Annotated in this window: 14 protein-coding genes; 7 read left to right on the top strand and 7 right to left on the bottom strand. The window is 75.7% G+C overall.

All coding sequences use genetic code 11. The features are described from left to right. The first annotated feature begins 137 nt into the window (after positions 1 to 137). From dut to ACFVNO_RS28960, 3 genes are all read left to right on the top strand, one after another. Entirely contained in the window at positions 138 to 614 is a 477-nt protein-coding gene (gene dut / locus ACFVNO_RS28970; RefSeq protein WP_220560175.1) for a dUTP diphosphatase, read from the top strand. A gap of 57 nt (positions 615 to 671) precedes the next feature. Then, positions 672 to 1,526 (top strand): DUF3710 domain-containing protein, encoded by an 855-nt coding sequence (locus tag ACFVNO_RS28965; RefSeq protein ID WP_355266190.1) that lies wholly within the window; start codon positions 672 to 674, stop codon positions 1,524 to 1,526. Positions 1,527 to 1,605: 79 nt separating this feature from the next. Then, positions 1,606 to 2,334, top strand: a complete 729-nt coding sequence (locus ACFVNO_RS28960) for a PIG-L deacetylase family protein (protein ID WP_378897306.1) — start codon at positions 1,606 to 1,608, stop codon at positions 2,332 to 2,334. 37 nt (positions 2,335 to 2,371) lie between these two features. Here the strand turns inward: ACFVNO_RS28960 and ACFVNO_RS28955 are convergent, their stop codons facing one another. Then, positions 2,372 to 3,541, bottom strand: coding sequence for a serpin family protein (locus tag ACFVNO_RS28955; RefSeq protein ID WP_378897303.1), 1,170 nt, complete (start codon positions 3,539 to 3,541; stop codon positions 2,372 to 2,374). Between the two features lie 46 nt (positions 3,542 to 3,587). Further along, on the bottom strand, positions 3,588 to 4,688 hold the full coding sequence (locus tag ACFVNO_RS28950; RefSeq protein WP_378897300.1) for a serpin family protein: 1,101 nt from the start codon (positions 4,686 to 4,688) through the stop codon (positions 3,588 to 3,590). Between the two features lie 277 nt (positions 4,689 to 4,965). Here ACFVNO_RS28950 and ACFVNO_RS28945 point away from each other — a divergent pair, with 277 nt between their 5' ends. Beyond that, positions 4,966 to 5,700, top strand: a complete 735-nt coding sequence (locus ACFVNO_RS28945) for a DUF3159 domain-containing protein (RefSeq protein WP_355266179.1) — start codon at positions 4,966 to 4,968, stop codon at positions 5,698 to 5,700. Between the two features lie 68 nt (positions 5,701 to 5,768). Here the strand turns inward: ACFVNO_RS28945 and ACFVNO_RS28940 are convergent, their stop codons facing one another. Both ACFVNO_RS28940 and ACFVNO_RS28935 read right to left on the bottom strand, forming a co-directional pair. Continuing rightward, positions 5,769 to 6,452 (bottom strand): TrkA family potassium uptake protein, encoded by a 684-nt coding sequence (locus ACFVNO_RS28940; RefSeq protein ID WP_355266176.1) that lies wholly within the window; start codon positions 6,450 to 6,452, stop codon positions 5,769 to 5,771. Positions 6,453 to 6,454: 2 nt separating this feature from the next. Beyond that, positions 6,455 to 7,126 carry a TrkA family potassium uptake protein gene (locus ACFVNO_RS28935; RefSeq protein WP_220560181.1) on the bottom strand — a complete coding sequence of 224 codons (672 nt, stop codon included), beginning with the start codon at positions 7,124 to 7,126 and terminating at the stop codon, positions 6,455 to 6,457. 334 nt (positions 7,127 to 7,460) lie between these two features. Between ACFVNO_RS28935 and ACFVNO_RS28930 the strand changes: the two genes are divergently transcribed. Further along, positions 7,461 to 8,756, top strand: a complete 1,296-nt coding sequence (locus ACFVNO_RS28930; RefSeq protein WP_355266173.1) for a class I SAM-dependent RNA methyltransferase — start codon at positions 7,461 to 7,463, stop codon at positions 8,754 to 8,756. Positions 8,757 to 8,825: 69 nt separating this feature from the next. Here the strand turns inward: ACFVNO_RS28930 and ACFVNO_RS28925 are convergent, their stop codons facing one another. Beyond that, positions 8,826 to 11,198: a M64 family metallopeptidase gene (locus tag ACFVNO_RS28925; RefSeq protein ID WP_378897295.1), complete on the bottom strand. Its 2,373-nt coding sequence runs from the start codon at positions 11,196 to 11,198 to the stop codon at positions 8,826 to 8,828. 153 nt (positions 11,199 to 11,351) lie between these two features. Between ACFVNO_RS28925 and ACFVNO_RS28920 the strand changes: the two genes are divergently transcribed. Next, positions 11,352 to 11,738, top strand: a complete 387-nt coding sequence (locus tag ACFVNO_RS28920) for a DUF427 domain-containing protein (RefSeq protein WP_355266167.1) — start codon at positions 11,352 to 11,354, stop codon at positions 11,736 to 11,738. A 58-nt stretch (positions 11,739 to 11,796) separates the two neighbouring features. On the opposite strand, the gene ACFVNO_RS28915 is transcribed toward ACFVNO_RS28920, so the two are convergent. Continuing rightward, complete coding sequence (locus ACFVNO_RS28915) at positions 11,797 to 12,735, bottom strand: EamA family transporter (RefSeq protein WP_355266164.1); 939 nt, start codon at positions 12,733 to 12,735, stop codon at positions 11,797 to 11,799. 211 nt (positions 12,736 to 12,946) lie between these two features. Here ACFVNO_RS28915 and ACFVNO_RS28910 point away from each other — a divergent pair, with 211 nt between their 5' ends. Then, positions 12,947 to 13,435 carry a protein phosphatase gene (locus ACFVNO_RS28910; RefSeq protein WP_355266161.1) on the top strand — a complete coding sequence of 163 codons (489 nt, stop codon included), beginning with the start codon at positions 12,947 to 12,949 and terminating at the stop codon, positions 13,433 to 13,435. On the opposite strand, the gene ACFVNO_RS28905 is transcribed toward ACFVNO_RS28910, so the two are convergent. Beyond that, on the bottom strand, positions 13,366 to 14,421 hold the full coding sequence (locus tag ACFVNO_RS28905) for a hypothetical protein (protein ID WP_378897290.1): 1,056 nt from the start codon (positions 14,419 to 14,421) through the stop codon (positions 13,366 to 13,368). The two genes, ACFVNO_RS28910 and ACFVNO_RS28905, sit on opposite strands and share 70 nt — an antisense overlap. Positions 14,422 to 14,532 lie beyond the last annotated feature (111 nt).

Genomic DNA, 14,532 nt, shown 5'->3' with positions numbered 1-14,532 from the left:
TGCCGCGCCGGGGCCGCCCCCCCCCCGCCCCGCGACGCGTTCCCGGCGGCGGCTGTCCCGCCGGAGCGGGACGGAAGGCGCCCGGGGGCGCCGTCGAACGCCGGGGCAGCGCCCCGGGGGCGATAGGCTCGGCGAATGTGAGTAGCGCATCCCCGGAGGGCGGCCGGATCCCGATCACGGTCCACCGCCTCGACCCCGGCCTTCCCCTGCCCGAGTACGCGCATCCCCAGGATGCGGGAGCCGACCTGTACACGGCCGTGGACGTCGTCCTCGCGCCCGGGGAGCGGGCCACCGTCCCCACCGGCCTGGCCATCGCCCTGCCGGACGGGTACGCGGCCTTCGTGCACCCCCGGTCGGGCCTGGCGGCGCGCTGCGGGCTCACGATCGTCAACGCCCCGGGCACCGTGGACGCCGGATACCGGGGCGAGATCAAGGTGACCCTGCTCAACACCGACTCCGCGGACCCCGTGAAACTCACCCGGGGCGACCGGATCGCGCAGTTGGTGGTCCAGCGCGTGGAGCGGGCCGTGTTCGTCGAGGCGGACACGCTGCCCGGATCGGCGCGCGGAGCGGGCGGTTTCGGTTCGACCGGGGGCAGCGCCGCACTGCGGTGACGTACGTCCCCGACCCGGTGCGACCCCGGGACCAACGGAGAACGAAGAGGTGAGGGCGTGTTTGGACGCCGCCGCAAGAAGCGGAAAGAAGAGGACGGCAGAGCCGGTGCTCCCCGTCAGGGCGCGGCCGGTGCCGTCTCCTTCGACAACGAGGTGCACCCCGGGGCCGCGGCCGATCCCGGCGGCGAACCCGTCAAGGAGGCCGACCGGTACCGGTCCAACGGGCCGTGGGACGCCGCCGAGGAGGCGCCCGAGCTGAAGCGCATGGACCTGGGCGGGATCCGGGTGCCCCAGGAGCAGGGCACCGAGATCCAGGTCAACGTGGCCCAGGACGCCCAGGGCAAGCAGAAGGCCATCGGCGTGACCCTGGTGCGCGGCAAGAGCGCCGTCCAGGTGCAGGCCTTCGCGGCCCCCAAGTCGTCGGGCCTGTGGGACGAGATGCGCGAGGAGCTGCGCGAACAGGTCCAGAAGCAGGGCGGCAAGGTCGAGGACCACGACGGCACCTTCGGCCCCGAGCTCAAGGCCCTGGTCCCGGTGCCCGGCCGGACCACCGAGGACGGCCGCCAGCTGGCCCAGCGGGTCCGGTTCATCGGCGTGGACGGGCCGCGCTGGGTGCTGCGCGGTGTGATCCGCGGTGAGGGCGCCGCCAAGCCGGAGGTGATGGCGGAGGTGGAGAAGCTGTTCTCCGACGTCGTCGTGGTGCGCGGCGACCAGCCCGTCCCGCCCGGAGAGCTGCTGCCGATCACCGTGCCCAAGCAGGTCCAGGAGCAGATGGCCAAGGTCGCCCAGGCGCGCGCCGCCCAGCAGGCCCAGGCCCGCCGGGCCGCCGGGCAGGGGACGCCGGGGACCACGCCCAACGGGACGCGGCCCGACGCCCCGGGCGCCTCGCCCAACGGCTCCGGGCAGGCCTGACGGGCACCACGGAACCGCCCCGGAGCCCCGGCTCCGGGGCGTTCCCGTGTCCGGGGCCGCGCCGCCGTAGGGTGGGGTCATGACGAACGACAGCGCACCCGTGCCCCTGCCGGAGGACTGGACCCGGGCCCTGGCCGTGGTCGCCCACCCCGACGACCTGGAATTCGGCTGCTCCTCGGCGATCGCCCGCTGGACCCGCCAGGGCAAGGAGGTCACCGAACTCATGGTCACCCGCGGGGAGGCGGGCATCGACAGCCTGGCGCCCCGGGAGTGCGCCCCGCTGAGGATGGCCGAGCAGCGCGCCTCGGCGGCCGTGGTGGGGGCCGAGGTGGAGTTCCTCGACTTCCCCGACGGCCTGCTGGAGTACGGGCTCCCGCTGCGCCGCGCCCTGGCCGAGGCGATCCGCAGGCACCGGCCCGAGGTGATCGTCTCGATCAACTTCCGCGAGCACTTCGCCGGGGGGAGCGGCTTCAACCACGCCGACCACCGGGTGCTGGGCCCCGCCCTGCTCGACGCCGTCCGCGACGCCGCCAACCGGTGGGTCTTCACCGAGCAGCTCACCGACGGGCTGGAGCCCTGGTCCGGGGTGCGGTTCGTCGCCTTCGGCGCCTCGCCGCGGGCCGGGCACTTCGTCGAACTGAGCGAGGACGACCTGGCGGCCGGGGTGGCCTCCCTGGACGCCCACGAGGTCTACCTCGCCAACCTGGACGGCTTCGACCAGAAGTCGTTCCTGCCGCAGGCCGCCGCGATGGCGGGGGAGTGGGCGGGTGTGCCGCTCGCCACCGGGTTCGAGGTGTTCGAGGCCTGAGGCGGGTCCGGCCCGCGCCGTGCGGGCCGGACCGCGTTCACAGGGAGGGGTCCGGCGTCCGCGCCGGCCCGGGGTCCTCGGGGTCGGTGATCCGGCCCAGGAAGAGCGCGGCGGATCCGCGGCGCAGGACGAACGCGAACGGCCGGTCCACGTGGAACTCCCGGGGCCGCTGCGGCATCGCCCCCAGGACCATCATCACGGCGGTCGCCGCGGCGCCCTCCGCGCCGACCTCGTCCACGTTGAGCACCGCCCGGTGGATGATCGCGTCCACCTGGAGCGGGTCGCCGGTGATCCCGCTCAGATCGCCGCCGGGGCCGCCCGCGACGGCCGCCAGACCGGGCAGTAGCGGCAGCAGCTCGAAACCGCTCTCCACCCGGAAGCGCGGCAGGGTGACCTCCACCCGTTCGGGGCGCCGTGCCTCCAGCAGCGCCCGGTACGTTCCGGCGGTCAGCACCGGGGCCGCGACGGCGCCGTCACCGGACAGGACGATGTCCAGGTGCAGGCCGTGGTGCCCGGACAGGGTGAGCATGCGCAGCCCCGCGGCCTCCGCCACCGGGAAGTGCTCCGTCTGCCGCATGGTGGGCACCCGCCGGTCGCCGCCGGGGGTGTGGAACACCCGCTCCGCGGTGTTCTCCGGGTCGAACGGGGAGATCCACACCAGCCGCGCCCACAGGGCGTTGAGCAGCACGGACCGGGTTCCCGCGGTGACGGACCCGGCCGGGAGCAGGTCGGGGATCATCCCCCGGGTGATCTCGGCGACGGAGGCGTTGATCTCCTGGCGCACCTTCTCCGGCGCGCCGGCGAAGTCCGCGTGGCGCACCGCCGAGGAGGGGCGCTCGGCCAGCGCCGCGGCGAACCCGGGCAGGACGGTCTGCCCGGCCCGCACGTACAGGTCGTTCACCGACACCAGCTCCAGCGGCGGGACCTCCTGCCCGGGAGGGGTCCACCCGTCCGGCGGACCCTCGCCGGCGGCCTCGGCCGACACCGCCGCGTCCAGGGCGGCGGTGTGCGTTCCCAGGGAGCCGCCGGCCCCCGCCAGCAGGCGGGTCAGTGCCGCGAGCACCTCCCCGGAGGCCCCGGCGGCGAGCAGGGAGAGCGCCGTGGCCGCCGAGTGCGGGGACCACACGTGCGAGGCGGCCGGTTCGGCCAGGGAGTCCTCCAGGGACAGCGCGAAACGGAGGTGGTCGGGGTCGAGCTCCGGTGTCATGGCGGGCCTTCTCGTGGGGAGGGACGGGGTCGGGCGGCGGGCGGGGTCAGGCGGCGGGTCCGGGGTCGACGGGGTCGGTGACCCGGCCCATGAAGAGGATCGAGGCGCCGCGGCGCAGGGCGAACACGAAGGGCCGATCCACGGTGAACTCCACCGGCCGGGAGGGCAGGCCCGCGCGCATCATGATCACGCCGGTGGCGGCGGCCCCCTCGGCGCCCTTCTCGTCCACGCGCAGCACGGCCTGGTGCAGGATCTCGCTCACCGCCAGCGGCTCGGGGCTGATGGCGTCGAACCGTGCCCGGCCGCCGACCATCTCCTCCAGGCCCAGCCGCGTCAGGGGGCCCAGCAGGGACACGCTGGTGCGCACGGTGAACCGGGGCAGGGCCAGCTTCGTCATCGTCGGGGCCTGGGCCCGGTACAGGGCGGACAGCAGCTCCGGGGCCAGCGGCGGCGGTGTGGGGGCGGCGGTGTCGGGCAGCAGCACGTCCAGGTACAGGCCGTGCCCCCCGGCGAGGCTGACCAGGCTCCACCCGTGCGCGCGGGCCAGCGGCAGCCTGGCGGTGCGGTGCATGGTGGCCACCGGTCTGCTCCCGCCCGGCGCCCGGAACGGCACGGGCTTGGTACGGGAGGGCTTGAACGACTCCTGCCAGACCATCTTCACCCACAGGGCGTTGACCAGCAGCAGGCGGACGTCGGGGGGCGGCAGTCCCGGCGGCAGCAGCTGGTCTATGAGGCCGCGGGTCACCTGGGCGACCCGGCCGTTGATGTACCGGCGCACCCCCTCGGTGTCGCCCCGGAAGTCGACGTTGGCGATCTCCGCGCCGCCCCGGGCGCGCACGTGGTCCACGAACGTCCGGCGCAGCGGTAAGTCCCGGGGGACGTACAGGCCGTTGAGCACGGCCAGGTCCAGGCCCGACTCGGGGGCCACCGAGGAGTCCAGGTCGAGCAGCTGCCCGGCGAAGTCGCGGCCGATCAGGGAGACGATCTGGGCCAGGGTCCGGTGGGACGAACCCGAGGCCAGCAGGGCCAACACGGTGCCGACCGAGTGGGGCGACCACACGTGGGAGGTGCCGGGATGGATCAGTTCCCGGTCCATGGCGGCGGCGAACTCCAGGTGGTCCCTCCGGGGGAGGGGGATGGGCGACATCGGGCTCCTCGGATCGGTGGTTCTCCGGGGCCAGCGTACGGAGTACCGACGCCGCAGGCCAGGGTCGCCCGTCCGGGCCGGGCGGAGGGGCCGCCCCCGGCCGGTGAGAAATCGGTGAGAAGCCCCGCGGACCAAACGCCGCTCACACGGACGAACCGGCCGATAGCCGCCCCGCCGGGGCCGGGGGAGCGGACGGGCGTCGCGTAGTCTGGGGCATCATGACCGTGCGTCCCCCGCCCGGGGGCGGCACCGACGACGCGGAGCGGACCGGGAGCAGATGACTGAGCAGCAGCGCGCCGATGGGGACACCGGACGGGAGCCCGAGGAGCAGCGGCCCCCGGCGGTGACCGAGGAGACGGTCGAGGCGCTGGTCCGCTCCCAGCTGGCCAAGGCGCTGGGCGGCAAGCGGGGGATGGTCGAGGCGGCCGTCCCGACCCTGACCTTCACCGTCTCCTACATCATCGGCTCGGACCTGCGCCTCTCGATCGGCCTGGGGGTGGTCGCGGCCCTGCTGCTGGGCGTGCTGCGGCTGGTCCAGCGCTCCTCGGTGCAGTACGTCGTCACCAGCCTGTTCGGCATCGGCATCGCCGCGGTCTTCGCGATGCGCAGCGGCAACGCCGCCGACGCCTTCCTGCCCGGCATCATCTACAACGCCGTCTACGCGCTGGTGCTGAGCCTGTCGGTACTGGTGCGCTGGCCCGCCATCGGCCTGATGATCGGCCCGTTCATCGGGCACAAGGAGGACTTCACCTCCTGGCGGGAGAACCCCGCGGTGGTCTCACTGGCCTCCAAGCTCACCTGGCTCCTGGTCCTGCCCTGCGTCCTGCGCGTGGCCGTGCAGTACCCCCTGTGGGCGGCCGCCACCTACGGCGGGGCGAACACCTTCGCGGCGCTGGGCCTGTCCAAGGTCGCCATGGGCTGGCCGCTCCAGGTCGCGGCGTTCGCCGCGATGGTGTGGGTGCTCGCCCGCGGCCGCACCCCGCTGTCCGGGCGGCCCGCCGACCGGGACTGACCGGGCCGGGCCGACACGGGCCCAGGTCGGCGCGGGCACAGGGGCGCGCCCGCCGGGCGCGCCCCGGCTCAGGTCCCGGACCCCTCGCCCGCCGGGTCCAGGAGCTCCTCCAGCGGTCCCAGCGCGTCGGGCTCGGCCAGGAACACCACGGTGTCGCCCACCGACAGCACCCGCTCGGGCTCGGGCGCGCGCACCCCGCCCGGACCCACCACCGCGACCAGCGCCACGCCCTCGGGCAGCACCGCGGCCAGCTCGCTCTCGGACCGGCCCGCGAACGGGCTGCGCGCGTGCAGCACCGACTCGGCGATCTCCGCGCCCGGCAGCGGCGGCAGGGCGTCCTCGTCGAAGGACTCCTCCTGCGGGTCGTCCTCGACCAGGTCCGCGATCAGCCGCGGCGGCGACACCGCCAGGTCCACCCCCCACGAGTCGTTGAACAGCCACTCGTTGACGGGGTCGTTGATCCGGGCGATCACCCGGCCCACCCCGAACTCGGTCTTGGCCAGCAGGGACACGACCAGGTTCACCTTGTCGTCGCTGCTGGCCGCGACCACCACGTCGAAGTCGCCCAGCCGGGCGTCCTCCAGCGTGGACAGCTCACAGGCGTCCGCCAGCAGCCACTCCACCTGCGGCAGGTCGTCCACCCCGATCGCCCGGGTGTCCCGGTCGATGAGCAGGACGTCGTGCCCGTTGCCCGCCAGCTCCGTGGCGATGGAGCGCCCCACGCTCCCGGCACCCGCGATCGCGACGCGCATCGCTACACCTCCCCGTCGCCGTGCAGCCGCGCTGCCAGGCCGTCCAGATCCCGGGTGTCGGCCACGGCGTGCAGCACGTCGCCCTCCTCCAGGACCACCTCCGCGCCGGCCAGTACGATCCGTCCGCTGCGGGCCAGGTACACCACCCGCAGCGGCGCCCTCCGCTCCACCTCGGCGACCGGCCGCCCCGCCCACCCGTCGGGCAGGGCGACCTCGGTCATCGCCAGCGTCCCCGAGGCGTCCTGCCACTCCGGGCCCGCGGTCAGGCGGTCGTCCCCCGGCACCATCCGGCGCAGGATCGCGTCCGCCGTCCACCGCACCGTCGCCACGGTGGGGATGCCCAGCCGCTGGTACACCTCCGCGCGGCGCGGGTCGTAGATCCGCGCCACCACGTGCTCCACCCCGAACGTCTCGCGCGCCACCCGGGCCGCGATGATGTTGGAGTTGTCCCCGTTGCTCACCGCGGCGAACGCCCGGGCCCGGTCGATACCGGCGGCCAACAGCACCTCCCGGTCGTGCCCGAGCCCCCGGACCGCGTGCTTGGCGGTGTCCCCGCGCAGTCTCCGGAACGCCTCGGGGTCCTGGTCGATCACCGCCACCGTGTGCCCCAGGTCCACCAGTGTGTGCGCCAGCGTGGACCCCACGCGGCCGCACCCCATGATCACGATGTGCACCTCGCCCGCACTCCCGTCGAAACAGCGCCGCCCGGGCCCGGGGGTCGCCCGTGCCCTCTCAGTGACACCTTGGCACATCGGGCCACCGTCCCGTGCGCTCGGGCCGACACCGGCGGGGCCGGCCGGGCCCCCGCGCGCCCGGCGTGACCGGATCCGGCCCGCGGTGGCGGTAGATTGGGGCGGTCGGTGGCCGTGCGCGCAGGTCACCCGCGGGACGTGCGCCGACGCGCACCCCGGGGCGCCCCGCAGCGCCCCGCCTCAGCCTCCTCCCGCGACGGGCGACGCCCCGTGGACGCAGCCGCACCACATCCGCGATCCCCGGAGGAACTCCGCCATGACCCGTGCCGGTACCGAGTTCGAGCTGACCGTCGACGACGTCGCCCACGGCGGGTGGTGCGTGGGCCGGCACAACGGGCAGGTGGTGTTCGTCCGCCACGCCCTGCCCGGCGAGCGGGTGCGGGTGCGCGTCACCGAACGCACCAGCAACCTGCTGCGCGCCGAGGCGGTCGAGGTCCTCACCGCCTCCCCCGACCGCGTCGAGGCCCCCTGCCGGTTCGCCGGCCCGGGCGCCTGCGGCGGCTGCGACTGGCAGCACGCCACCCCCGAGGCCCAGCGGCTGCTCAAGGCCCGGGTGGTCGCCGACCAGCTGCGCCGGATCGCCGGGATCGACCGCGAGGTCGTCGTCGAGGAGCTGCCCGGCACCCCCGACAACCTGGGCTGGCGCACCCGGGTGCGGTTCGCGGTGGACGCCGACGGCGTCCCCGGCCTGCGCCGCCACCGCTCCCACGACATCGAGCCGGTGGACCGCTGCCTCATCGCCCACCCCGGCGTCACCGAGCTGGGCGTCACCGAGCTGCCCTGGCCGGGTGTGCGCGAGGTCGAGGCCGTGGCCGCCGCCGAGCGCGCCGACCGGGCGGTCGTGGTCACCCCCACCGGGGCCAAGCTGGGCACCCTGCCCGAGCTGAAGGCGTCCAGCGCCGTGCTGCGCCGCTTCAAGGGCGGACGCGTCCAGCAGGTGCGCGGCCGCCGCGGGGTGCGCGAGATCGTCGGCGAACGCGAGTTCCGGGTGGGCGCGGGCGGCTTCTGGCAGGTCCACCCGGCCGCCGCCCGGGTGTTCACCGAGGCGATCCTGGCCGCGCTGGCCCCCAAGCCGGGGGAGACCGCGCTGGACCTGTACTGCGGCGCCGGACTGTTCACCGCCGCCCTGGCCGAGGCCGTCGGCCCCGAGGGGCGCGCCCTGGGCGTGGAGAGCGGCGCCGAGTCGGTGCGCGACGCCCGGTACAACCTGCGCGACCTGGAGCAGGCGCGCATCGAGCAGCACGACGTGGCCGCGCAGATGCGCGAGTGGGCCGACGTGCGCGCCGACGTGGTCGCCCTGGACCCGCCCCGCGCGGGGGCCGGCGCCGAGGTGGTCCGCTCCATCGCCGGGACCCGGCCGCGGGCGGTGGCCTACCTGTCGTGCGACCCGGCCACCCTGGCCCGCGACCTCGCCGAGTTCGACCGGTCCGGGTACCGGCTGGTCGACCTGCGGGCCTTCGACGCCTTCCCGATGACCCACCACGTCGAGTGCCTGGCGGTGCTGGAGCCGGTCAACCCGGCCCGCCGCCACCGCGAGGCCCGCGAGCAGTGACCGCGGCCGGGGGCGGGACCGCGCGGTCCCGCCCCCGGCCGTTCCGGCGCGGGCGCCGGAGGACGGGTGTCACAGGTCGGCGCACTGCCCCGAGGCGGAGCCGGCGACCGTGTTGTCCGCCCCGAAGTCCCCGACCGCCGGGGTGTTCCCCGAGCAGGACAGGGAGCCGCGGACCTCGTTGCCCGCCAGGACCGGGCCGTAGCCCTCCGCGCCGCCGGTCCAGGTGTCGGACGGGACCTGGGTGTTGCCGGTGAGCGACACCGAGCCCGTCAGCACGGAGCCCAGGACGGCCACCTCGTTCGAGGTCCGTGTGACGGACACCGAACCGCGCACCTCCGTGCCGGTGAGCCGCACGGTGTGCGCCCCCGAGGAGGCCAGCCCGCCGCGCAGGGTGCCGCCGGAGACCACCAGGGAGGCGCCCGAGGCGACGGTGACCCGGCCCCGCACGTCGGCGCCGTCGAGGCAGACCACGCCCTCCTCGACCCGCAGGCCGCCGGTGACGGTGCCGGTCACCGTCTCGGTGCACTCCAGGTCGGCGCCGGGCACGACGGTGGCCCGGAAGGACTCGGGCTCGCCGATGTTCCCGGCCGCGTCGATCGCCCGGTGCTCCACCTCGTGCGTGCCCCAGCCGGGCTCGTGGCCGTCCACCTCGAACACCGCCATGGACAGGCCGCCGCTGCCCAGGCTGCCGTAGACCAGGTCGTCGACGTTGGTGCCGTCGGGGGTGAACAGGAACGGCGCCCGCGAGTCCGAGGGCCAGCCGTAGTAGTGGTGCCAGCCGTCGCCGTCCACGCGGAACTCGCCGACCACGTGCCCCTCGCCGTCGTCCTGGGGGGACAGGCGCATGGAGAACTCGTTGAAGTACAGGTGGTGCTCCTGACCCGGAACCCGGGCCGCGGGGGCGGACAGCTCGCGCGGCGCGGTCGGGTCGGCGGCGTCCACCGTCCAGGTGAGGGTCTCGGAGTCCCCGCCGGGGTCGGCCGGGTCGGTGACCGTCGCCGACAGCACACGGGTCCCCGGCGCCGGGTCGAGCGCGCCCAGGTCCAGGGTGCGCCCGTCGGCCGAGGTGGACACGGGCTCGCCGTCCAGCGTCCAGGACACCTGCGGCACCCGGTCGGTGGGGTGGGTGGTCTCCACGTACACGACCTCGTCGGCGCCGACGGCGCGTCCGGTGTCGCGGAACCGGGTGAAGCCGGCGCCGGGGTCGTCGGGCTCCAGGGCCTCGCCGACGGTCCACTCCAGGGTCCGCGTCATCGCGGAGGAGGCGCGGATCTCGGGGTCGCGCACGAACTCCGTGGGGTCCTGGATCCGCAGGCCGACCTCGGTCCCGGCGGGCAGGTCGAGCCCGGCCAGCTCCAGGGCGCGCGCCCCGGCGGCCTCCTCCAGCTCCTCGCCGTCGACCGACCAGGTGTACTCCAGCTCGTGGTACGCGGGGTGCGGGCCCTCGGCCCACAGCACGTCCCGCGGGCCGACCTCGCCCTCGGGGGTGGACGTCACCGGCAGGGTCCGCTGGTCGCGCAGCCCGGAGATGCGGTGCGTCATCACCTCCCGGCCGACCTGGTCGAAGTAGTAGCCCAGGGTCTTGAGCATCGAATGGCGGCTGGGCCGCCACACGCCCTCGGAGTAGTACAGGCCGCCCTCGTTGCCGCCGGGGTCGGCGGCGCCGATCACGCCCCCGGACTCGCTCTCCTCGCCGAGCCAGCGCCACCACTTGGCCTCGGCCGCGGTCATCTCCTCGGCGGTCATCAGCGTGTGGTGCACCGAGGAGGGCTCGCGGCCGGGGTAGCGGCCCAGGCTGGTGTCGCGGAAGTAGTACGGGTACTCGTCCTGGAGCTGCCCCAGCGAATGCGCCAGCTCGTGCGGGCTGATCAGCGCCGAGAGCGCGTTGCCCGAGGACGCGGTGGCGGTGCGCCCGCCGCGCCCGCCGTAGGTGGTGCTGTTGGCCAGCGCCAGGATCTGCCGGTTGTCCGCGGTGACCCCGGGCACGAGGTCGGCGGCGGTGTTCGCCGCGGCCTCGTCCACGGTGAGCAGGCGCTCCAGCGAGGTGTCGTCGCAGCCGTTGAAGAAGCCCATGCCCAGGGCGGTGTCGCGGGTCCCGCCGTCCAGTGCGGGGTCGCAGTCGACGCCGGACTCGGCCGAGGGCGTCTCCACGGCGTAGACGTTGAAGTAGTTGCGGTAGGAGCGGAACGGCTCGATGCTCCACTGGACGTTCAGGTGCGCGGCCAGCTGCTCGCGGAACAGGGGCATCTCCTCCGCGGTGTAGCCGTCGCCGAGGATGACGAGGTTGAACCGTTCGGAGGGGTCGCCGGTCACCTGGATCGGGACGACGGTGCCGTCCTCGGCGAGCGGGGAGGCCTGGGCGGGGGCGGGGACCGCGATCGCCGCGGCCAGCAGGGGGAGTACGGCGAGTCGGGCGGCTCGGGCCGCCGGGGTACTGCGCAAGGGGAGGGCCCTTCCGGGTCGGGGGAGCGGGGGTGCCCGGCAGCGTACTGACGTCCGCACCGGACGATCCAGAGGTAGGACCATAGGTGGTTCGATAACCCCGCAGTCCGCCGGGGCCGCGGGGTAGTCTCGGCGGCGAGAGGGAGGACGCACATGACCGGACGGATGCGGGTCCCCGGACCCGACCACCCCATCACCATCGAGCCCACCGGCGCGCGCGTGGTCGCGCGGGTCGGCGGCCGGGTCGTCGCCGACACCGCGGCCGCGCTGACGCTCAGGGAGGCCTCCTACCCGCCGGTGCAGTACATCCCGCTGGCCGACGTGGACCCCGCGCTGCTGAGCCCCACCCCGACCACCACCTACTGCCCCTACAAGGGCACCGCCACCTACCGCGCCCTCACGGTCGACGGGGTGGAGCTGGCCGACGCCCTGTGGGTCTACGAGGAGCCCTACCCGGCGGTCGCGCGGATCGCCGGCCACGCCGCCTTCTACCCGGACAAGGTCGACGTCACCGTCGGGGACCGATCCGGCGAGGACTGACGCGGGCACCCGGACGGCGGGCCGCCCCGCCGTCCGGGTGCCGCGGGTGCGCCGGGCGTCAGGGACGGCGCGGGGAGGGGGCGCGCAGCACCGCCAGGCCCAGCACCAGGACGGCCAGGCCGGTCCAGGAGGCCGGGGCCAGGCGCTCGTGCAGCACCAGGACGCCCAGCAGGGCCGCCACCGCCGGTTCGGCCAGGGTCAAGGTGGTGGCCACCACCGCCGGGGTGTGCCGCAGTCCCTGCCCGAACAGCCGGTAGGCGAGGAACACGGTGAACACCGCCAGGTACAGGGCGACCGCCGCGCCGCTCCCGGTGGCCAGCCAGCCCGCGCCCAGGGCGGCGACCACCGGCAGCGCCAGCAGCCCGCCGCCCAGGAACAGGGCGCCCATCACCGCGGACGACCCGTGGCCGCGCCGGATGAGGCGTTCGGCGATGAGGGCGTACGCGGAGTAGGAGAACCCGGCCGCCAGCGCGGCGAGCACGCCCAGCGGGCGCACCGGGTCGGTGCCCCCGTCCTCAGAACCCAGGACCAGCACCGCGCAGCCGGCCACGGCCGCGGCGGTGGCGACGGTCCAGCGCGGGTCGGGCCGCCGCCGGTCGGCCCACCAGGCGAGCAGCCCGGAGAACACCGGCGAGGAGCCCAGGGTGATCACGGTGGCGACCGCCACCCCGGCCTCGGACACGGCCGGGTAGAACGTCAGCGGGTATCCGGCCACCGCCACCGCGCCCAGGGCCAGCGTGCGGCGGGTGGACCGGTCCCCGCGGGCGAGGAGCGCCCAGGCGCCCCGGCCGGTCAGGAACAGCAGGAACCCGCCCAGGACGAGCCCGGCGGAGCCCACCGCGGCGGCGGGCGCGTGGGAGGCGCCCAGGGTGGCGGCGGTGCCGGTGGTGCCCCACAGGACGGCCGCCGCCAGGATCGGCAGCGGGCCCCGGAGCAGGGTGAGGGCGGGGGTCGGTGAAGAAAGGTCGTGCGACACGGTCGTGTTTCTCTCCGTCATCGTGCGTCTGGGGACGTCCGGTGCGGGCGCACGACGGCGGCCGACCGCGGTGCGGTCGGGACTCGCTCAGCTCGGGAGTGCGGTGCGCCCGGTCAGGCGCACGGGGGTGGCAGCACGACGTGCCAGTGCGTGTTCTTCACGGGGGCAGCCTAGTACACCTCCGGTCATCGGACTCTTTCCGGGGCGGCGGACGGGACGCTAGTCTCACCGGATGACCACCACCTGGAACCCCGGAGCCGCGGGCGTTCTGCGCCTGCCCTCGGGCCGCCTGGTCCGGGGCCGCCCGCTCGCCCGTCCCCTGCCGGAGGGCCCCGTGCCCGACCTGGGCGTGTACCTCTTCCACAAGGCCCCGCCGCCGGTCCCCTGGGAGTCCCGCTGGGTGCGCTGGCCCGACTTCCGGCTGCCCGCCGACCCCGAGGCCCTGACCCGGGAGCTGGCCGGGGCCCTGGAGCGCGCCGCCGACGAGCGGGTGGAGTTCGCCTGCCTGGGCGGCCGCGGCCGCACCGGGACCGCCCTGGCCTGCCTGGCCGTCCTCGACGGGGTCCCGGCCGCCGACGCCGTCGCCTACGTGCGCGAGCACTACTCCCCGCACGCCGTCGAGACCCGCCGCCAGAAGCGCTTCGTCGAGTCCTACGGCTCCTCCGACGGGGGCCGGGTGTCCCGGTCGCCGTGGCCGTGGGAACGGTGGCGGGCCAGGTAGACCGCGGCCGCGCCGCCGCCGACCGCCAGCACGCCGGCGGTGACCAGCCCGGCCAGGGCGGCGCCGGTGATCGGCAGGCCCCCCGGGCCGGCGCCCCCGTCGTCGGCCGCCGGGGCGGAGGTCGGAGTGGGACCGTCCGTCCCGGGGCCGGTGCCCTCGTCGGGGGCGTCGGCGCCGGGGGTCCCGCCCTCCGGGGAGGGGCTTTCGGTGTCCGGGTCCGGGGACGCCTCCTCCTGGGGGGACGCCTCCTCCGACGGGTCCCCGCCGCCCCGCTCCCCGGAGGCCGGGGCGTCCTCGGCCCCGCCGTCGGTGGGGCACTCCACCGACACGGCCGCCATCGTCAGGTCGAACAGCTCGGCGCCGTCGACGGTCGCCGTGACGCCGGTGTACATCCGGCCCTCGCCGGTGTCCCCCTCGGCCGGGGCGTGGTCGGTCACCGTCACCTCGGCGGTCCTCCCGTCGGCCAGTTCGACCTCGGCGGAGGCCTCGCCGCCGGACGGGGTGAGCGCGGTCCCGAACACCGTGACGACCCGTTCGGGGTCCGGCCCGCTCTCCCACTCCAGGTTCCCGGAGAAGTCGCAGGTGATCGAGTTGCGCAGCGGCCCGACCTCGACCGCGGGCGTGTCGGTGCCGGACAGGGTCAGGGTGAGCCCGCCCAGCTCGGCCACGGCCTCGGCCCGCCCCCCGTCCCGCGCGGTGGTGTTGACCGTCGCCTCGGCGGGCCCCACCACCGACACCGGTTCGAGCAGCCCGCTCGGGTCGCTGGCGGTGTCGGCGGCGAGCCGTTCCCCGCCGACCTCGGAGCTGACGTAGACGGTGCCCCACAGCCCCTCGGCGCCGCCCGCCTCGGGTGCCACGGACAGGCCGACCAGAGTGGCGCCCGCCGTCGCCGGGAACACCGGCGCGGCGAGGGCGGGTACGGCCGCCGCCGGGGCGGCGGCGACGCCCAGGGCGATCGCGCAGGAGACGGTACGGCGAAGACTCAACGGGTGCCCACCTCGCGAAGGAGCCGGCGCGCGGCCGGGAAGCCAGGGATGATCGCGAGTCTAGGCATCGGCGGGCAAAGCGACGGGAAAGGGCGCACCCGCCCGGGGAAC

Origin of the sequence: Nocardiopsis sp. NPDC057823, from assembly GCF_042797335.1 — a bacterium.
GTDB classification, from domain to species: Bacteria; Actinomycetota; Actinomycetes; order Streptosporangiales; family Streptosporangiaceae; genus Nocardiopsis; species Nocardiopsis changdeensis.
This window is presented reverse-complemented; position numbering and strand designations above follow the sequence as displayed.